General features: G+C 66.4%; 17 protein-coding genes and 1 pseudogene. 10 read left to right on the top strand and 8 right to left on the bottom strand.

Going from position 1 to position 19,334, the window contains the following annotated elements; translation table 11 throughout:
• Positions 1–191 precede the first annotated feature (191 nt).
• The 3 genes from AC1DN0_RS34760 to lon all read left to right on the top strand — a co-directional run bounded on the left by AC1DN0_RS34760 (position 192) and on the right by lon (position 3,762).
• Positions 192–626 (top strand): hypothetical protein, encoded by a 435-nt coding sequence (locus AC1DN0_RS34760; protein WP_477111958.1) that lies wholly within the window; start codon positions 192–194, stop codon positions 624–626.
• Between the two features lie 200 nt (positions 627–826).
• On the top strand, positions 827–1,231 hold the full coding sequence (locus tag AC1DN0_RS34755) for an Hsp20/alpha crystallin family protein (RefSeq protein ID WP_035869573.1): 405 nt from the start codon (positions 827–829) through the stop codon (positions 1,229–1,231).
• An 89-nt stretch (positions 1,232–1,320) separates the two neighbouring features.
• Positions 1,321–3,762, top strand: coding sequence for an endopeptidase La (gene lon / locus AC1DN0_RS34750; protein WP_441634203.1), 2,442 nt, complete (start codon positions 1,321–1,323; stop codon positions 3,760–3,762).
• A 203-nt stretch (positions 3,763–3,965) separates the two neighbouring features.
• On the opposite strand, the gene AC1DN0_RS34745 is transcribed toward lon, so the two are convergent.
• Complete coding sequence (locus tag AC1DN0_RS34745) at positions 3,966–4,139, bottom strand: hypothetical protein (RefSeq protein ID WP_441634201.1); 174 nt, start codon at positions 4,137–4,139, stop codon at positions 3,966–3,968.
• Here AC1DN0_RS34745 and AC1DN0_RS34740 point away from each other — a divergent pair.
• On the top strand, positions 4,138–4,905 hold the full coding sequence (locus AC1DN0_RS34740) for a response regulator transcription factor (protein WP_441634199.1): 768 nt from the start codon (positions 4,138–4,140) through the stop codon (positions 4,903–4,905). The two genes, AC1DN0_RS34745 and AC1DN0_RS34740, sit on opposite strands and share 2 nt — an antisense overlap.
• 56 nt (positions 4,906–4,961) lie before the next feature.
• Here AC1DN0_RS34740 and AC1DN0_RS34735 read toward each other — a convergent pair whose 3' ends face one another.
• The 4 genes from AC1DN0_RS34735 to gabT form a co-directional block, all read right to left on the bottom strand.
• Entirely contained in the window at positions 4,962–6,461 is a 1,500-nt protein-coding gene (locus AC1DN0_RS34735; RefSeq protein WP_441634197.1) for an aldehyde dehydrogenase, read from the bottom strand.
• A gap of 33 nt (positions 6,462–6,494) precedes the next feature.
• Positions 6,495–7,736, bottom strand: a complete 1,242-nt coding sequence (locus AC1DN0_RS34730) for a Zn-dependent hydrolase (protein WP_441634195.1) — start codon at positions 7,734–7,736, stop codon at positions 6,495–6,497.
• A 27-nt stretch (positions 7,737–7,763) separates the two neighbouring features.
• On the bottom strand, positions 7,764–9,491 hold the full coding sequence (locus AC1DN0_RS34725) for a thiamine pyrophosphate-binding protein (RefSeq protein ID WP_441634193.1): 1,728 nt from the start codon (positions 9,489–9,491) through the stop codon (positions 7,764–7,766).
• Between the two features lie 91 nt (positions 9,492–9,582).
• Positions 9,583–10,845: a 4-aminobutyrate--2-oxoglutarate transaminase gene (gabT, locus tag AC1DN0_RS34720; RefSeq protein WP_441634191.1), complete on the bottom strand. Its 1,263-nt coding sequence runs from the start codon at positions 10,843–10,845 to the stop codon at positions 9,583–9,585.
• Between the two features lie 478 nt (positions 10,846–11,323).
• On the opposite strand from gabT, the gene AC1DN0_RS34715 reads away from it, so the two are divergent.
• The 4 genes from AC1DN0_RS34715 (at position 11,324) to AC1DN0_RS34700 (ending at position 15,501) form a co-directional block, all read left to right on the top strand.
• Positions 11,324–12,097, top strand: a complete 774-nt coding sequence (locus AC1DN0_RS34715; protein WP_045242741.1) for a FadR/GntR family transcriptional regulator — start codon at positions 11,324–11,326, stop codon at positions 12,095–12,097.
• Positions 12,098–12,451: 354 nt separating this feature from the next.
• Positions 12,452–13,804 (top strand): MFS transporter, encoded by a 1,353-nt coding sequence (locus tag AC1DN0_RS34710; RefSeq protein WP_441634189.1) that lies wholly within the window; start codon positions 12,452–12,454, stop codon positions 13,802–13,804.
• A gap of 97 nt (positions 13,805–13,901) precedes the next feature.
• The gene (locus tag AC1DN0_RS34705) at positions 13,902–14,570 is read left to right on the top strand and encodes an RraA family protein (protein WP_441634187.1); all 669 of its coding nucleotides are present in this window, start codon (positions 13,902–13,904) and stop codon (positions 14,568–14,570) included.
• Between the two features lie 67 nt (positions 14,571–14,637).
• The gene (locus AC1DN0_RS34700; RefSeq protein WP_441634185.1) at positions 14,638–15,501 is read left to right on the top strand and encodes an HpcH/HpaI aldolase/citrate lyase family protein; all 864 of its coding nucleotides are present in this window, start codon (positions 14,638–14,640) and stop codon (positions 15,499–15,501) included.
• A 55-nt stretch (positions 15,502–15,556) separates the two neighbouring features.
• On the opposite strand, the gene AC1DN0_RS34695 is transcribed toward AC1DN0_RS34700, so the two are convergent.
• Positions 15,557–16,555, bottom strand: coding sequence for a LysR family transcriptional regulator (locus AC1DN0_RS34695; protein WP_441634183.1), 999 nt, complete (start codon positions 16,553–16,555; stop codon positions 15,557–15,559).
• Between the two features lie 125 nt (positions 16,556–16,680).
• Here AC1DN0_RS34695 and AC1DN0_RS34690 point away from each other — a divergent pair, with 125 nt between their 5' ends.
• Both AC1DN0_RS34690 and AC1DN0_RS34685 read left to right on the top strand, forming a co-directional pair.
• Entirely contained in the window at positions 16,681–17,307 is a 627-nt protein-coding gene (locus AC1DN0_RS34690) for an HAD family hydrolase (protein WP_441634181.1), read from the top strand.
• Positions 17,308–17,359: 52 nt separating this feature from the next.
• Positions 17,360–18,670, top strand: a complete 1,311-nt coding sequence (locus tag AC1DN0_RS34685; protein WP_441634179.1) for an NAD(P)/FAD-dependent oxidoreductase — start codon at positions 17,360–17,362, stop codon at positions 18,668–18,670.
• Here the strand turns inward: AC1DN0_RS34685 and AC1DN0_RS34680 are convergent.
• Together AC1DN0_RS34680 and AC1DN0_RS34675 are read right to left on the bottom strand one after the other, a co-directional pair.
• Entirely contained in the window at positions 18,565–19,035 is a 471-nt protein-coding gene (locus AC1DN0_RS34680) for a hotdog fold thioesterase (protein WP_441634232.1), read from the bottom strand. The genes AC1DN0_RS34685 and AC1DN0_RS34680 overlap by 106 nt on opposite strands.
• A 153-nt stretch (positions 19,036–19,188) precedes the next feature.
• Positions 19,189–19,334: pseudogene (locus tag AC1DN0_RS34675) on the bottom strand (ABC transporter ATP-binding protein); the annotation flags it as partial.

Genomic DNA, 19,334 nt, shown 5'->3' with positions numbered 1-19,334 from the left:
GCTGAATGGGCTTCGTTCCGGCTGGCAGGCAGCGAATTCAAGGGCTTCCCGGCGGCATATGAAATCTTTCACCCGGGGGTGGGGAGGAAACGGTTCCCCGGTATGCTCACTCGAAATACCGGAACCGGGGGCGGACAATGCGCTCTGGTGCCACCTCTGTGTCCGCCCTGCCGGGCCATTCCAGGATCCATATGCATTTCCCTACCTTTGCCAAGTGCGCCAACCGGTGGTCCCGCCATGCCGGACACAGGATTGCCTTGGCAAGTTGGGCGGCAGCGCTAGCGCTGACAGCCGGCTGCACGCCGGACTCGGTCCGCAACATCGAGGCGCAAGGCTTCGACGCGTACCTGGATAGCCTGAACCGGCGTTGCCCGAACCTGATGATCGGCAATAACAATGTGAGCGAGTGGCTGCGCACCGACGGCAGCCAGGGCGACAGCGACTATGTCTACTGGCTCGACCAGACCTCGCGCCTCTACTACCACCGCATTACACCCGCGCAGTACCGCGACTCGGTCATCGGCGGGCTGGGGCAAGGCAAGTCGGACACGCGCGCGGTGGACTGCATCATCAACAGCCTGCCTGCGCAGCGCCCGACGAGCCCGGCCAGCGACAAGCGGCCGTAGTTTCCGCTCAGCGGGTGACGCCGCTTCCGGACACTGCAAGCAAGCCGGATTGCGGCGCTTGCACCCGATGCCCGGATAGTGATCCAGCCGGCAGGCCGCCCTCGGAACTCGCCCCAAAAAGCCAATTGACAATGCCGCCCCCGTGGCATTTGATGAAGCGTCAGCCATGCCTGTTCCAAGGGTGAGCGAGGAGCCCGGCTATGCCAAGCGGCCGCAACATGACGACGTGGGAAACCGCGCTACAGGCGGTCGAGCGTGCCGAGCGCTTGCATCGCCAGTTCTTTCGCCCGGCCGGCCAGCTTGGCCTGCGCCCGGTGTGGGAGCCGCCCGTGGAAATCTTCGAGCAGGGCAAGCAGATCGCCGTCGTGGTGGCGCTGCCCGGCGTGAAGCCAGAGTGCATCGACATCGGGCTGGATGCCAACACGCTCAGCATCCGTGCCGAACGCGCGCTGCACCGCGCCTTCGCCGGCGGTACCGTGCACTGCCTTGAGATTCCCTATGGCCGCTTTGAGCGGCACATCCAGCTTCCTCCCGGGCGCTACGGCATGCAGCAGAGCGAATCCGTGGATGGCTGTCTCGTGCTGATCCTCGAGAGATCGGAGTAGGCGGGACCTGCGCGAAGCCGACTTTGCGCGCTGCCGAATTTTTTCGCGAAGACCTGGCTACACGCGCCAGGCCCGCAGGAGACACCACCATGAGCACCTATATCGGAGGCGAATCCGCCTTGACCAGGGAGAGTGGGCAGATTGCGCAAAGCGTGGAACAGGGCAGCGTTGCGCAAGCTACCGAAGTGGCCGACGGCGGCACGGCGTCCGCCCTGCCACCCGATGGACTCATCCTGCTCCCGGTCCGCGATATCGTCCTCTTCCCCGGCCTGGCAATCCCGCTGGCAATTGGACGCGAGCGCGCGAAGGCAGGCGTGAGCGCGGCCGTACTGGGTCAGCTCCCGCTCGGGTTGGTGCTCCAGCGTGACCCGCAGGCCGAAGATCCGGAACTCGATGCGCTCTATGGCATGGGTACCGTGGCCAATGTGCTGCGCTATGTGACCAGCCCGGATGGGACCCACCACCTGGTTTGCCAGGGCGCCCAGCGCTTCCGGCTGCTCGAACCGCTGACCGGCTACCCCTTTCTGGCCGCCAGGGTGGAGATGCTTGCCGAACCCACGCAGCGCGACCCGAACATCGAAGCACGCGCGCTGGTCCTGAAGGAACGCGCGGCGGACATGTTCGCGCTGCTGCCAGGCACTCCGGCGGAATTGACCGGTTCCCTGCAGGCGATCGAGTCGCCCGGCTTGCTGGCGGACACGCTGGCCGGGTTGGTCGACATCGCGCTGGAGCGCAAGCAGGAGATCCTCGAAACGCTTGAGCTGTGCAAGCGGCTGGACCGGGTGACGGATGCCGTGGCGGCGCGCATCGAAGTGCTGCGCCTGTCCCGCGAGATCGCGGAACAAACCCGCGGCAGGCTGGACCAGCGCCAGCGCGAGATGATGCTGCGCGAACAGCTCAAGACCATCCAGCACGAACTGGGCGAGAACACGGAGAGCCACGAGGAGATCCGCAAGCTGGCCGAAGCGATCGCCGCCGCCGGCATGCCGCCCGAGGTCGAATCGCATGCGCGCAAGGAACTGGCCCGGCTGGAACGGATGCCGGAAGCCTCCGGCGAGTACTCGATCAGCATCAGCTACCTTGAATGGCTGACCGAGATGCCGTGGCGCCTTCCCGATGAGAAGCCCATCGATATCGCGCGGGCGCGCCAGATCCTTGACGACGAACACTACGGGCTGAACAAGATCAAGCGCCGCATCCTGGAGTATCTCGGCGTCAGGAAGCTGAATCCGCACGGCAAGGGCCCGATCCTTTGCTTCGTCGGGCCACCCGGCGTGGGCAAGACCTCGCTTGGTCAGAGCATCGCTCGGGCGATGGAGCGGCCTTTCGTGCGGGTGAGCCTGGGCGGCCTGCATGACGAGTCGGAACTGCGCGGCCATCGGCGCACTTATATCGGTGCCATGCCAGGCAACATCATCCAGGCAATCCGCAAGGCCGGCGCGCGCAACTGCGTGATGCTGCTCGACGAACTCGACAAGCTTGGCCAGGGCGTGCACGGCGATCCGGCAGCCGCCATGCTCGAAATCCTGGATCCCGGCCAGAACGCGAGTTTTCGCGATAACTACCTGGGCGTGACCTTCGACCTGTCGGCCATTGTCTTCATTGCCACCGCGAACCAGTTGGAAAGCATCCCGGGCCCCCTGCGCGATCGCATGGAAATGCTGGAACTGGCCGGCTACACAGAGGCCGAGAAGGCGCAGATCGCGCGGCGCTACCTGCTGCCCCGCCAGCTCGAAGCGTGCGGCCTGGCGCCGGCGCAATGCGAACTGACCGAGGAGGCCTTGGCCGCCATCATCCGCGACTACACGCGCGAGGCCGGCGTGCGCAGTCTCGAACGGCAGATCGGCGCGGTCCTGCGCCATGTGGCAATGCTGGTGGCCGAGGATCCGGCCATCCGCAAGCGCATCGGGCCTGACGACCTGCCGTCCATCCTGGGGCATCGCCGCTTCGAGAGCGAATCGGCTTTGCGTACCAGCCTGCCTGGTGTGGCAACCGGCCTGGCATGGACCCCGGTTGGCGGCGACCTGCTCTTCATTGAAGCGGGCAGCACGCCGGGCGGCGGCAGGCTGCTGCTGACCGGCCAGCTTGGCGACGTGATGAAGGAAAGCGCGCAGGCGGCGCTGACGCTGGTCAAGTCGCGCTGCGCGTCCCTGCACATCGATTGCGGCAGCTTCGACAAGCACGACATTCATGTCCACGTGCCCGCCGGCGCCGTTCCCAAGGATGGGCCCAGCGCCGGCGTAGCCATGTTCATCGCCACGGCCTCGCTGCTGATGGGCCGGCCGGTGCGCAGCGACTGCGCCATGACCGGCGAGATCAGCCTGCGCGGCATCGTGCTGCCGGTCGGCGGCATCAAGGAGAAGGTGCTGGCTGCCCTGCGCGGCGGTATCAAGACCGTGCTGCTGCCCGCGCGCAACGCCCCCGACCTTGACGACCTGCCGGCGGACGCGCGCAGCCAGTTGCGTTTCGTGATGTTGGAAACGGTGGATGACGCGCTGGGCGAGGTGCTGGAAAAGGAGAGCGGAGGCTAAGCCCGGAGTCCGCCGCAGGTACGGGAATCCGGACCTGCGCGTCGGCTGGGGCAACGCCCTCAGCAAGATCGCGACGCGGTGCGAGGAGGCGGCACCGGCGCGAAACGGATACCGCGGGACAGGTTGTTGTTTCACTACCGCAACAACAATTTCTTGATTTCGTTATATTCCGCACATAAGATCACCCGGAACAAGAAAAAACATCAAATATCCGGGCGGGCGTCCATGACGCCGAACCACCCTGGCGGCACAGCCAGGATGGGGGTCGAAATCCGAAGGTGGTGGGTGCTGCCATAGCGCTGGTCCGCGCTGGCGGCGCCGCGCCATGCCTGCGGGTTCAGCCTGCTCCATTGCATCTGTACGGGGAGGTAAGGCATGAACGCGCTGCTCGTCGAAAGCCATCCGTTGCTCCGCATCGCCATGCTCACGCTGTTGCAGCGTGTTGCGGGCATCGATCATGTCCTTGCCATCGACCCCACGGAATTCCCCGCCGCTTGTCATGCCGGAGGCGACGTTGACCTGATTGTCTTCGGCATGCCCGGCAATCCGGACACGGGCTGGCAGTGGCTCGGCATGGTACGCAGGATATGGCCGGCACCGCGCTTGCTGTTGCTATCCGATACCGTTCCCCTGGAATTGCCCCAGGGCGGGATCACGACGGGTTTTTGCGGCTGTCTCGCGAAATCGGCGCCGCTCGACGTGATCGAGTCGGCTGTGCGGCGCATCGCCACCGGTCATGCGAGGCATTCCGGCATTGGCCAGCTGCCACTGTTCCCGGCCCTGCCCGCGGCGAAGCAGGCATCGCAACCCGCCGTTGGCAGTGAACGGCCCGGTGCAGAGGCCATGATGCTGGGACTGACCCAGCGCCAGTACGATGTGCTGGTATTGATTGCCCGGGGCCATGCGTTCAAGACCGTGGGCCGCTTGCTGAATATCTCCGTGCCCACCGTCAAGACCCACGCCCGCACCATCTACAAGCACCTGCAGGCGGGCGGGAAGGAAGAAGCCGTCTACAAGGCACGGGAGCGGGGCCTTAACCTGGCACGGGGGGCAGGCGGTGGCAGCACGCCGCGCGGTGGCGCAGCACCGCTGGCCCTGGCCGGCGGCAACGCCCCCACCATGCGGCAGGAGGACCTGATCTGAACCGGGCCTCGCACCCGGTCAGCGCGGGGGAAGCCTGCGGTACGCGCGCCGCCCTGTCATGCCAGGCTGATCCACGTCGTCTTCAGGTCCGTGTACTTGTCCAGTGCGTGCAATGACTTGTCTCGCCCCGAACCCGACTGCTTCACGCCGCCAAAGGGTACCGTCACGTCGCTGTCCATATAGCAGTTGACCCATACCAGCCCTGCCTGCAGCTTGCGCGAGACCCGGTGGGCACGGGAGAGACTGGATGTCCAGAGCCCCGAGCCAAGTCCATAGGGGGAATCGTTAGCCATGCGGATGGCCTCCTCCTCCGTATCGAAGCGGGTCACCGCCAGCACCGGGCCGAAGATCTCTTCCCGCACGATGGTCAGCGACTGCGTCTGGCATTCGAAGATGGTCGGCTGCATGTAAAAGCCGCCGCTGTCCGAATGCGCGCGCTTGCCGCCGGCAAGCAGCCTTGCGCCTTCGTCCTCGCCGCTCCGCACGTAGGACATCACCCGCTGCAATTGCGCGCCGTCGACGATGGCGCCCATGGCGGACGCCGGATCCAGCGGGTCGCCCGGCTGCATCCGCGCGGCGTGCGCTTCCAGCTTTTCCAGGAACGCATCGTAGACGCCGCTCTGCACATAGAGACGCGAGCCGGCGATGCAGATCTCGCCCTGGTTGCTGAAGATGCCGATGGCCGCCGCCTGCGCGGCGCGGTCCAGGTCCGGGCAGTCGTCGAAGACGATGTGCGGGGACTTGCCGCCGCACTCCAGCCAGACGCGCTTGAGGTTCGACTGGCCGGAATATTCCATGAAGCGCTTGCCCGTCGCGGTGGACCCGGTGAAGGCGATGCAGTCCACGTCCGGATGGCGGCCCAGCGCCTGGCCCGCGGCGGCGCCAAGTCCCGGCACCACGTTGAAGACACCCGCCGGAATGCCGGCCTCCTCGGCGAGCTCCGCCAGCCGCAGCGCGGTAAGCGGGGACTGCTCCGCCGGCTTCAGCACCACGCTGTTGCCCGCGGCCAGCGCGGGCGCCACCTTCCAGCTGGCCATCAGCAGCGGATAGTTCCAGGGAACCACCGCCGCGACCACGCCGAGCGGTTCGCGCGTGATGGTGGCCAGTACGCCGGGCGCCGTCGGCGCGATCTCGTCATAGATCTTGTCGATGGCTTCGCCGTACCACGCGTAAGTGCGCCCGGCTTCGGGAATATCGTATTGCAGCGTTTCGGCGATGGGCTTGCCCATGTCCAGCGTTTCCAGCAACGCCAGCTCTTCGCGATGCGCGTCGATCAGGTGCGACAGCCTGAGCAGCACGGCCTTGCGGGCGCTGCGCGGCAGGTCCGACCACACGCCTGACTGGAAAGCCTTGCGCGCCGCGGCCACGGCACGGTCCACGTCTTCGGCACCGCAAGCCGCGACGCTGGCCAGCACCTTGCCGGTGGCGGGGTTGATGGTCTCGAAGGTGGCGCCGTCGACGGCGTCGGCCCAGCGGCCACCGATATAGGCCTGTGTACGGATGGGCACCGTTTCCGCCTGCTTGCGCCAGTAGGCGAGATCTCGCAAATCGCTCATCATGCGTTCCTGTATTCGTTGTGTCCGGGCCGCTCAGGCGTTCGCCTGCGCCACCATCGCGCCCAGCAGCACATTGGCCCCTGCTTCCAGGTGCTCTGGCTTGGCGTCTTCGATTTCGTTGTGACTGATGCCGTCCTTGCAGGGCACGAAGATCATCGCTGTCGGCGCGATGCCGGCGATATAGACGGCATCGTGGCCGGCGCCCGTCACGATGTCCTGGTGGGTATAGCCCCTCGCGGCGGCTTCCTGGCGCACGTGGCCAATCAGTTCGGGGGCGAACGGCGTCGGCGCGAAGTACTGCACGTCCTCCACCGCCACATCCAGTGCCGCGCCGGTGGTGCTGCCATCCGCCACGGCCGCGCAGGCCGCGCGAAAGCGGGCATCCATTTCCGCAAGCCGCGCCGGATCGAGGTGGCGCAGATCCACCGTGAACTTCACCGCGCCGGGGATGACATTGCGCGACGACGGATGCACATTGACCACGCCCACCGTACCGCGCCCGTGCGGCGCGAAATCGTTGGCGATCCGGATCACGGCCTGCATCAGGAACGTGGCGCCATAGAGCGCATCCTTGCGCAGCGGCATCGGCGTGGGGCCGGCATGCGCCTCCATGCCGGTCACGGTGACGTCGTACCAGCGCAAACCCAGCGACCCGGTCACGACGCCGATCACCTTGTCTTCGGCTTCCAGCACCGGCCCCTGTTCGATATGGGCCTCGAAATACGCGCCTACCTCGCGGCCCACCTCGGTGTCGCCGGCGTAGCCGATGGCCGCCAGTTCATCCGCCACGCGCTTGCCCGCCACGTCCGTGGCCGATAGCGCGGTCTCCAGCGGGAAGACGCCGGCGAACACGCCGGAGCCCATCATCACCGGGACAAAGCGCGAGCCCTCCTCGTTGGTCCAGATGGCGACTTCCAGCGGCGCCTCGGTGGTGATGCCGTGGTCGTTCAGCGTGCGCATGACTTCCAGCCCCGCCAGCACGCCATAGCAGCCGTCGAACTTGCCGCCGGTGGGTTGCGTGTCGATATGGCTGCCCGTCATGACCGGCGCGAGGCCGTTGTTGCGCCCTGCCCGGCGGCCAAAGATATTGCCGAGCTTGTCCACCGTCACGCTCAGGCCGGCGTCGCGCATCCATCCGGTCACGAGGTCGCGGCCTTGTCCGTCCAGCGCCGTCAGCGCCAGGCGCGCGTTGCCGCCCTTGGGCGTGGCACCGATCGCGGCGAGATCCATCAGCGACTTCCACAGCCGGTCGCCATTGATTGCGAGTGTCGTCATCTCTTATCTCCTTGCGCCGTCGTGGCTTTACTTGGCGTCGGCCTGCCGGGCGAAGGCTTCCGACCGGATCTGCGACAAGGTCATGCCCGGCGCGATGCCATCGGCGTCATAGCGCAGTTCGAGCAAGGCGGGCAGCTGCTGGCTGTTGGCGAATGCCAGCGCGCGTGCAAAGGCGGGGCCGAACTCGGCGTCGCTGGCGACAACCTCGCCGTAGCCGCGATAGGCGCGGATCAGTTCGCTGAATTCCGGATTATCGAAACCAAGCGCCACGGTGCGGCCCGGAAACTCGCGCTCCTGGTGGGCGCGGATGGTGCCCCAGATGCCGTTGTTGAACACCAGCACCACAATGCCCGCCCGGTACTGCATGGCGACGCCCAGTTCCTGCAGGTTCATCTGGAAGCAGCCATCGCCCGCATAGCAGATCACGGTGCGTTGGGGATTCTCCAGCTTGGCGGCGATGGCGGCGGGCAGGCCGTAGCCCATCGACCCCACCGTCGGCGCCAGGCTCGTGCCGACGCCCTTGAAGCGGTAGTAGGCGTGCGGGTACAAGGCGTAGTTGCCGGCGCCGACGGTGATGCAGGTGTCCTCGGGCACGTTGTCGCGAACGTGGCAGGCCGCCACATTGAGGTTGAGCGCGCCGGGCGCTGCCTTGGGCTCCTGTTCGGACAGATAGACCCGATGGGCTTCATGGCCGGCGTTGCGCGCGCCACGGGGGCTAGATGGCGCAAGCGCGCTGACCGCGGCGGCGAACGAAACGACATCGGCGGCGATCGGCAGCGTGGGATGGAACACGCGCCCGAGTTCGTTCGCGTCGGGGTACACATGGACCAGGCGCTGTTTCGGCAGCGGGCTTTCCACAACCGTATAGCCCTCGCTGGTTGCCTCGCCCATGCGCGTGCCCACGGCGATCAGCAGGTCGCTTTCCTGCACGCGCTTGCGCAGGGAGTCGGGCATGGCCCAACCCACATGCCCGGCAAAATTGGGATGATGGTTATCGAAACATTCCAGGCGCCGCCAGGCCACCCCGACCGGCAGCGCGAAGCGCTCAGCAAAGCCTTCCAGCTGCCGGGATGCGGCCGGCGTCCAGCCGGAGCCGCCTACCAGCAGGAACGGGCGCTCGGCCTGCTCCAGCATCTGCGCGAGCGAGGCCATGGCGTCGGGGGTCGGCGCGCTATGCGCACGGCGATAGCGCGGCACATCGGCCACGCTGGCCTTGCCCCACAGCGTGTCCTCGGGCAGGGCCAGCACGACCGGGCCGGGCCGGCCGCTGGTCGCCACCGCGAAGGCGCGCGCAATGAATTCAGGAATGCGCTCGGTGCGGTCGATCTGCGCCACCCATTTGGTCATCTGGCCGAACATGCGGCGGTAGTCGATCTCCTGGAACGCTTCGCGCTCGTAGAAGTCGTTGCCGACCTGGCCGACGAACAGGATCATGGGCGTGGAGTCCTGGTAGGCGGTATGCACGGCGATGCTGGCATTGGTCGCGCCGGGCCCGCGCGTGACGAAGCAGATGCCGGGCTCGCCGGTCAGCTTGCCGTGCGCTTCCGCCATGTAGCCGGCCCCGCTCTCCTGCCGGCAGACGATGGGCTGGATCTTGTCCTGGTGGTCATACAGCGCATCGATGCAAGGCAGGTAGCTCTCGCCCGGCACCAGGAAGACGCGCTTCACGCCCTGGATAATCAGTTGGTCGATCAGGATCTGGCCGCCGTTGCGCTCTGACAGCGCCGGCAAGGCACGGGGCGAGGGATGATTCATGTCGTGGGTTCCGTTGCGCGATTGCCGCGGCACTACCGCGGCAATCCTTCATTTGCTTGAATTCGATGTCGACTGGCTTGCTGCCTGGCGGTCACTGCAGCAGCGCGGCTTCCAGGATGCCCAGGCCCTCGTCCATCACGGCGTCCTGGATGGTCAGGGGGAACAGGAAGCGAATGACATTGCCATGCACGCCGCAGGTGAGCAGCAGCAGGCCTTTCTCCAGGGCGTGGTCCTGCACTTGCCGTGTGAACTCCGGGTTTGGGCTGCCATCCGCCTTGCGGAACTCCACGGCGATCATCGCGCCAAGTCCCCGGACTTCGCCGATCGCCGTCACGCGCGACTTCAGGCCTTCGAGCTTGTCCTGTAGCCGGCGGCCCAGCGCCGCGCCTCGCTCGATCAGCTTCTCGCTCTCCAGCACGTCCAGTACCGCCAGCGCCGACGCCACCGCCAGCGGATTGCCGGCATAGGTGCCACCCAGGCCGCCGGGGGCTGGTGCATCCATGATCTCGGCCCGCCCGCACACGGCCGACAGCGGCATGCCGCCCGCCAGGCTCTTGGCCATGGTGGTCAGGTCCGGCGCCGCGTCATAGTGCTCCATGGCGAAGAGCTTGCCGGTGCGGCCGAATCCGGTCTGCACTTCGTCGGCGATCAGCAGGATGCCGTGCTCGTCGCAGATGCCGCGCAGCGCGCGCACGAATTCCGCGGGCGCTACGTTGAAGCCGCCCTCCCCCTGGACCGGTTCGAAGATGATGGCGGCAACGCGCCTCGGATCGATATCCGTCTTGAACAGCTGCTGCAGCGCGTTGATCGACTCCTGCACGCTCACGCCATGCAGGGCATTCGGATATGGGGCGTGGAACACATCGGCCGGGAACGGGCCGAATCCCACCTTGTACGGCACGACCTTGCCGGTCAGGGCCATGCCCATCATGGTGCGCCCGTGGAAGCCGCCCGCGAAGGCGATCACGCCGGGGCGCCCGGTGGCGGCACGCGCGATCTTGATGGCGTTCTCCACCGCTTCGGCGCCGGTGGTAAAGAAGGCGGTCTTCTTGGCGAAGGCGCCGGGCGCGCGGGCATTGATCTTCTCGGCCAGCTCGATGTAGCTGGCGTAAGGCACGATCTGGTAGGCCGTGTGGGTGAAGCGCTCCATCTGCGCCTGCATGGCTTGCATCAGGCGCGGGTGACGGTGACCGGTATTGAGCACGGCAATGCCGGCCGCGAAGTCGATATAACGATGGCCTTCGACATCCCACAACTCCGCGTTCTCGGCGCGCTCGGCGTAGAAATTGCACATCACGCCGACGCCACGGGGCGTGGCGGCATCCTTGCGGCGTACCAGGTCTGCGTTCTTCATTGCGTCCTCCTTTGGATTTACTTGTGCGGCGGGGTCCTGACCCCTTTCCGCCGTGTCTCGTGCGCTCCCCGGATCGCTTTCTTACATGGCGATCATTGGGCATCAACTGGTGGCCGGACCAATTCTATGATTCATGCCAGAAAAATGCCAAGCAATTTCGATTATTTGACTGGTGGTCCGGCCACTAGTAGCGAATAGCTTACGTTTTTCACAAGACATTTCGCGGATAAGCGTCGTATAAGATACTTATCATCAGGAGACTGGAGCCTGACGGCAGCCCGAACGGCGCCGGCGGACCGAGACCCCGCTTTTCGCCAGGCCGATATGCAAGCGCCTCATACGCTACTATATTGGCCGGACCACTGCCCACGGTTATCCGCAGACAGAGCGAAACCCGCCTACACCCTTGAATTGAGAGCCTGTTTTGCGGTATTGATCTGACCACCAGTCAATTTGCAATTTGCAGCGGCGCCTACCCATGTCATCTCTTCAAGCAGTTACAGCGCAGCGCCTCTACCGCCTGATCGCGGACCAGATCGCTAAGAAAATCAGCGCCGGGGAATTCGCGCCGGGCGAGCGCCTGCCGGCCGAGCGCGAACTTGCCGAGCAGCTCAACGTGGCGCGCTCGACGTTGCGCGAGGCGTTGATTGCCCTTGAGATCGGCGGCTACATCGAGGTGCGCGTCGGCAGCGGCGTCTTCGTGCTGGAGCCCAAGGAGAACGGGATTGCCGCAGCCAATGGCGCCGAGCCCGGCATCGGAACCGCTATCGAAACCGATCTTGAAGCCGATATCGACCGCCGCCTTGGCGCGGCCCTGGAAGCCAGCCCGTTCGAACTGCTCGAGACGCGCACGCTGTTCGAGCCGGAATGCGCTGCCCTGGCGGCCCAGCACGGGACGCCGGAGCAGATCGCCGCCATCGAAGAGGCCCACCGGGGCATGAATCCCGACCAGTCGCCGGAAGCCGGAGATTTCGCCCATGACCGGGCCTTCCATGAGGCCATTGCCGCGGCCTGTGGAAATGCGGCGCTTGCGTCGGTGGTCGCCCATGTCTGGGACTTGTGCGAGGCCAGCCCCGTGTACAAGCGCCTTGACAAGCACTTTGTGGGCGCGTCGGCCTGGCGCGCTGCGGTAGGCGAGCACGATCGCATCGTGACAGCCATCGTGGCCCGGGACCCGATCCGGGCGCGCCACGCCATGTCCTTCCACTTGCTGGCAATTGTCTCCCGCCTGTCAGAGGAAATCGCCGAGTAGATCACCCGGCGGGCCGGGTCCCGGCTCCCGCCTCCCCGCCCACATCGCCGGCTGCCATCGCGCATCCGCACACAACTGGTGCAAACCGGTTCCCGCCCCCGCTTCGTCAGCGGCAGTGGCACGCACCATTCCCACGCATCGACCCGGACATGACGTGCCGCATTCGCATCTTTCCGCTGGCACGCGGCTTGCGTGAATGAGAAAGAACGTAGCCTTTTGCCATAATTGGCCTGACCACCAGAACACCAGACCTAGAACAACTACCTATTACACTGCCATTCGGGCTCGCCTACGATATATTGGCCTGACCACCAGAACACAGATGCACTACGCCTCGCCATCCAGGAACGCCTCATGAACACTGACCACGCCTCCACTACCCAGCCGGAAACCGGTCATCCTCCTCGCAACATGAAGAAGATCGCCGCCGCCAGCGTCATCGGCACAACAGTCGAATGGTATGACCTGTTCATCTTCGCCACGGCTTCGGCCCTGGTCTTCAACAAGGTCTTCTTCCCCGCCTTCGATCCCCTGACCGGGACCTTGCTCGCCTTCGGCACCTTTGCATCGGCCTATGTCGCCCGCATGGTCGGCGCCGCGCTGTTCGGGCATTTCGGCGACAAGGTCGGCCGCAAGTCCATGCTGCTGGTATCGCTCATCATGATGGGCTCGGCCACGTTCGCCATCGGCCTGCTGCCCGACTACCGCTCGATCGGCATCTGGGCGCCCATCCTGCTGCTGACGCTGCGCGTCATCCAGGGGCTTGCGCTAGGCGGCGAATGGGGCGGCGCTGTACTGATGGCGGTGGAACATGCACCGGCCAACCGGCGCGGCCTCTACGGCTCGTGGGTGCAGATCGGCGTTCCCGCGGGCACGCTCATCGCCAACCTGGCATTCCTGCTCAGCAATGCGGTGATGTCCAATGAGGCGCTGCTGTCCTGGGGCTGGCGCATTCCGTTCCTGGCCAGCGTATTGCTGGTCGGCGTGGGCATGTATATTCGCCTGAACACGTCGGAAACGCCGTCGTTCAGCAAGGTCAAGGCCAGTGCCGCGCAGGTCAAGATTCCCCTGGCGGAAGTGCTGACCAAATCCTGGAAGCAGGTCCTGCTGGGCGGCATCGCGACGATGTCGACCGGCACTGCCTTCAACCTGATCGTGGCGTTCGGCCTGACCTACGGCACCCAGACGCTGGGCTTCTCGCGCAACCAGATGCTGTCGATCGCGCTGATCGCCTGCGCGCTGTGCGTGGTGCTGCTGCCGCTGTTCGGGCTGCTGTCCGACAAGATCGGCCGCAAGCCGGTGATCATCGGCGGGATCCTTGCCGAGGCGCTGCTCGCCTTCCCGCTGTTCTGGCTGCTCGACACCAAGGTGTTTGCCTTTGCCCTGCTCGGCTACCTGCTGATGATGAGCGCCTTCGCGGCAAACTACGGTCCCATCGCCACCTTCCTGGCCGAGCTGTTCGGCACCAAGGTGCGCTACTCGGGCCTGTCGATCAGCTACATGCTGTCCGGGCTGCTGGGCAGCGCGGCCACGCCGATCATCACGACCGCGCTGCTGTCCGCCACGGGCCGCGGTTCGTCGGTGGCCTGGTACATGATCGGGTCCGCGCTGATTTCCGCCGTTGCGCTGTTGCTGCTGGCAGAAACCCTGCGCAAGGATGCGCCGGCGGCAAGCGCCGCGGGCAACGCCACGGCTTCGCTGTCCTGAGCCGCGGATACCGCGCCACTGCCAGATCGTCGTCCCGGGTTGCGGCCTTGATGCCTGCTGCCGGCCCGGGACGACGTCGTCATACCTGATACCGATCATGCAAACGAACATCGACCCCACCCTGCTGAGCCAGCTGGAACGCGTGAGTTTCCCCACGCTCGGGCACTTTCTCGAGGACGGCTTCGCCAGCCACGGCATTCGCGCGCTCGTCCCCAACGTCAAGGTGGCCGGCCGCGCCGTCACGCTGCGGCTGGCCACGCCCAACGCCATTGCGGTGAACCGCGCGCTGGCCTGCCTCACCGCCGGCGATGTGCTGGTCATCGATGCCTGCGGTGACCACGCCCACGCGCCTGTCGGCGCCGTCACCGGCACCGCTGCCTTGTGCGCGGGCGCAAAAGGGATCATCGTCGACGGCGTGGTCACGGACATCCTGGAACTGCGCGCCATGGGGATACCGGTGTTTGCACGCGGCACCAGCGTCCTCACCACCAAACGGATCGACGAAGGCGGCAGCGCCGTCAACGAGCCGGTGATCTGCGGCGGCGTCACCGTCAATCCGGGGGACATCGTGCTGGCCGACGACAACGGCGTGCTGTTCCTGTCGGCGGATGCCGCGGCTGGCGTCATTGCCCGGGCGCTGGCTTCCGACGAGGCCGAGCCGGCCATCCTCGCCCGCCTGCAAGCGGGCGAGCCGGTTGCCTCGGTGCTGTTCCAGGGCGCCGGACGCCAGCCGGATCGATTGCCTTGCCTCACTGGCCCCCTATGAGAGATATGCGATGAACACGCAGCCCCGACACGCCTCAAGACGCCCGCCAGCGCTCCGGCGCAGCTGGATGTTCGCGCCAGGACTGGACACCGTCCGCCAGCAGGCGGCGCTTGAAAGCGGCCCGGATGTCATCGTCGCCGACCTGGAAGAGTTCACCAGTCCCGCAGACCGCCCCGCCGCGCGCGCGCGGATTGTCACGCTGATGGCTGAATGCCGGGCGCGCGGCATTGTCGGCGCCGTGCGCATCAACAAGCTGGATGGCGACGGACTGGACGATCTTCGCGGCGTCATGCCGGGCGCGCCCGCGGCCATCTTCCTGCCGCACACCGAAACGGCCGCGCAAATCCAGGCGCTCGACCAGCAAATCACCGCGCTGGAGCGCGAGTTCGGCCTGGCGCCCCGGCAAACCGAAATCGTGCCGACGCTGGAGTCCGCGCGCGGCATCGTCGCCACCGCCGCCATCCTGTCGGCCAGTACGCGCGTCAGTGCCTGCCTGCTGGCGGCCGAAGACCTGAGCGCGGATCTGGACGCGGTGCGCGGGCCGGATGGCATCGAGCTGCACCCTGTGCGCGCGCGCTTCCTGGTCGAATGCATCGCGGCGGGCTGCGTGCCGGTCGACTGCCCGTTCAATTACCAGGACGCAACGGCGCTGGCGGCCGACCTGGCCTGGGCACGCCGGATCGGACTGAAAGCGAAATGCACGGTGTATCCGCATCAGGTCGCCGCCATCCACGCGGCCTTCACGCCCTCCGCGCAGCAGGTCGCGCAAGCGCAGGACATGATCGGCAGATACGAGGCGGCCCGTGACGGCAAACCCGCCGGAGGCACGCGGGTGGATCCGCCGGACTACAACACCGCGCGCAGGCTGCTGGCGCGCGATGCCAGGTTCCGGGAATGGGCGCAGGCCAGCGGCGATACGGCCCTCAGCTAGAACCGGACGGCCGGGCAACCGGGGACGAACGCCTCCCAGCGATCCGGCCTCGTCTTCATGAATGCTCCGCCGCGTCGGGCTTTGCCTTGCGCAAACGCCGCGCACGGGCATGCAGCCGGCGCAATATCACGTCGAAGGACTCCAGCTGCCGGTTGATTTCCGCCTGGCCCTGCTCCACCAGATAGGCACGGAAGGCCACCGCCACGCGCGGCAGGCGCACGCCCGGCAAGTTCAGCACGTACCAGTCGCGCTCGATGGGATTGCCCTGCAGCGGCAGCAGCCCGATCAGCCCGGCCTGGAACTCCAGGGTGCAGGCGTGCAGCGAGAGAAACGCCACGCCCAGCCCGGCGGACACCATCCGCTTGATCGCCGCGTTGCTGGACAGCTCGGAACCCAGCGGCAGCCGCAGGCCAGCCTCCCTGAACAGCCGCTCCACGGTATTGCGCGTGCCCGAGCCGCGCTCGCGCACCAGCAGGTTCGCCTCCACCAGGTCTTGCAGCGTCAGATGGCGGCGCGTCATCAATGGATGGTCCGGCGCCGCGATAAACGCCATGGGGTGCTTGGCGAACGACGTCGCCTGGGTGCGCATATCCGTGGGTGGCCGGCCAATGATGGCCAGATCGATCTCATGCATGGCCAGCATCCGGACAATCTCCTCGCGGTTGCCCACGTGAAGCTTGATCTTGACCTCCGGCCGGTCCGCCGTGAATGCCACCAGCATCGACGGCAGCAAATACTCCGCCGTCGTGATGGCACCGACCCGGAGCGTTCCCGCCAGGTTGCCCTTGAGCGCCGCGACTTCTTCGGTGGCATCGCGCCAGAGCCGCAGGATCTGCCCGGCGTAGCCCGCCATCACCTCGCCCGCCGGCGTGAGCTGCGTGCCCCTGCCCGCGCGCTGCACCAGTGGCGCCCCGATCGCTTCCTCCAGCAGCTTCAGTTGCAGCGACACCGTTGGCTGGGTGATATGCAGCTCCTCCGCCGCGCGGGAAACACCGCCCAGGCGGGCGATCGCATCGATGGCGTTCAGCTGGCGGAAGGTGGTGGTGCGATTCATAGTAGAAAACCTATCAGTCGGTTTTATAAACCAATTTTTCAATATGAAGGGCCTACCTTATAGTGCCTGGATCGGAAACGCAATCACCTCCGCGTGTCGCAACGCGGTGCTAATGGAGACGGAGAATGTCGCTTGAATTGCTGGTGCTTACCCTGGACGATGTGCTTATCCGGACTGACGAACTGCGCCGGGCCGGCATCGATCTGGCACCGCGGGAACGCGGCACTCTCCGCGCGCACGAAGACGCTTTCGTCACGGCTTGCGGCCAGCAGGCGATCCCCGTCCGCCCCCAGGCCCTGGCACTCATGCGCAGCGCCGAGTCAGGCGGTGCGCGCCTGGCGCTGGCCGCCCCGGTCTCGTCGCGCATGCTGTGCGCATTGCTCGATGGCGCCATCGGGCCGGACTGGACCGATCGCTTTGCCGTGGTCGCCACGGCGGACGCGCTATCCGCCCGCGAGACCGAGGCCGATCTCTACCGCCTGGTGCTGCGCACCGCCGAGGCGCCGGCGCACCGGGCCTTGCTGGTTGGCGCCACGCAAGGCAGCCTGCGCGCCGCAAGCGGCATCGGCATGCATACAGCCGCTGTACTGCCGCAGGGCAGCGATACGCCGCGCCATGCGGATGTATCGGTAACGCTTTCGGGCACAGCGCAGGCGGCCTGGCCGGACTTCCACGTACTGGAGTCGATCGTGGCCGGCCAGCATCGTGGCCACAGCGCAAGCCGCGCCATGGCCGAGCCTGTGACGAACTGATGCGCCCACCGTGGCGCCACCCACGCATCAGACACACATCGCGGAGGTTCCCATGAGAAGAATCGTTATCGTCGGCGGCGGCGCCGCGGGCCTGCAGGTGGCCACTCGCCTGGGCCGGCGCCTTGGCAGGCGCGGTCTCGCCGAGATCATCCTGATCGATCGCAGCCCCACGCATCTGTGGAAGCCTCTGCTCCATGAAGTGGCCGCGGGCCGGATCGAGCCCGTCGTTCACCATACTTCGTTCGCCTTGCAGGCCGAGCGCCATCATTTTCGCTTTGTGCAAGGCGAGCTGCTCGCGGCGGATCGCATCAACCGGACCGTCTCCGTGGCGATTGCCGGCACATGCCACGGCGAAGGCGACCAGGTCCGGTCCATTGCTTACGACAAGCTGGTTCTTGCCGTCGGCGGTGTCACCCAGTACTTTGGCGTGCCCGGTGCGCGCGAGCACGCCTTGACGCTGGACAGCGTCGCCAGCGCGGAACAGGTGCGGGACCGCGTGTTCACCGCCCTGCGCCGCAGGACTGCCCAGGCCGATGTCGAGCGGCAGGCATCGCCGGCAAAGGTCCGCGTGGCCATCGTCGGCGCAGGTGCGACCGGCGTGCAGCTCGCCGCGCAGTTGCGCCGGACCTCTAGCGTGCTGAATCGCTATGGCATACACCGGCTGGACCCGGTGACCGGCGTGGATATTTGCGTCATTGAAGCGTCCGCCGCGGTCGTCCCTGGCATGGGCGCCCGGCTCGCGGCGCGCGTCGGCGAGCAGCTTGCGCGCCTGCATATCGGCGTCCAATGCAGCGCACGGGTGACGTCCGTCAGCGAAAACGGCCTGACCATTGCCGGCCAGGCGCCGATGCAGGCGGATGTGGTGGTGTGGGCGGCCGGCATCACGGCGCCTGCCCTGCTGGGCACCTTCCAGCTTCCGGTGAATGCCAAAGGGCAGATTCGCGTGTTGCCGACACTGCAAAGCATCGATGACGAGCATATCTACGCCATCGGCGACTGCGCCAGCTGCCGGCCGCAGGACCTCGATGCGGAACTCCCGACCCGCGCGCAGGTTGCTTACCAGCAAGCGCTATATCTCTCGGAGGCCTTGCCACGGCGCCTGGCAGGCAAGCAGCCGCCGGGGTTCAGGTATCGCGACTATGGTTCCCTGGTCTCCCTGGCGGGCAGCAGTGCCATCGCCAACCTGAGCGCTACGCCAGGCAAGGACAACGGCTGGCATATCGAGGGCAGGCTCGCCGCCCTGCTCCACCATGCCGTCTATCGCCGGCACGTGCTCGACATCCACGGTTGGGGACGGGCGCTGGGGATGACGCTGGCGCAGGGTCTGGAGCGGCTGCTGGCGGCGGGGACGCGCTTGCATTGAGCGCACCCGGCGATCCCGCGCCGCCCCGTGCCCTGGGCAGGCCGTCGCGCTTGGTATTCAGACGGCCGCTCCAGTACCGCGGGCGTGACGCGTGACACGCAGGCCAGCTTGCGTTGCGCATCGTAGAAGCGGACGCTCCATACATGAGATCTCCGGCCGAGAGCCTCGGGCATCGCCACAGCCTCCACAAAGCCGGCGCTGACCGGCCTGACGTGGTTCGCATTGATCTCCTGCCCCACGCAGTGAAAGCGGTTGCGGTCCACCGCAAAGCTCCCGGCCCATGACGCCAGCGTTTCCGCGAGCACCACGGACGCGCCGCCATGCAGAACTCCTGCCGGCTGGAAGGTCCGGTGATCCACCGGCATGCGCGCCTTCACGTAGTCGGGCCCCAGTTCGGTCTGTTCGATTCCCAGCGCGGCATTCAATGTGCCGTGCGCCTTCTCATTTGCGTAGGTGGTCCAGTCGGGTACGGTCCAGATAGTCATTGGCAAACTCGTGTTGTCGGCATTTGCGTCGTCAGGCCACCTCCATCGCCATGTCCCCGTCTCGATCACATACCCATAGTCCGCCACCTGCAGCGCCGCGCGTGCGTTCTGCTCGATCAGCAGTGTCGCCACACCGGTCTTGCGCAGGTCGTTGATGATGTGGAAGATTTCCTTCACGA

It is taken from the genome of Cupriavidus sp. 05N39 (assembly GCF_056397325.1).
The sequence above is the reverse complement of the archived record's forward strand: the minus strand, read 5'-3'. Positions and strand labels throughout refer to the sequence as shown.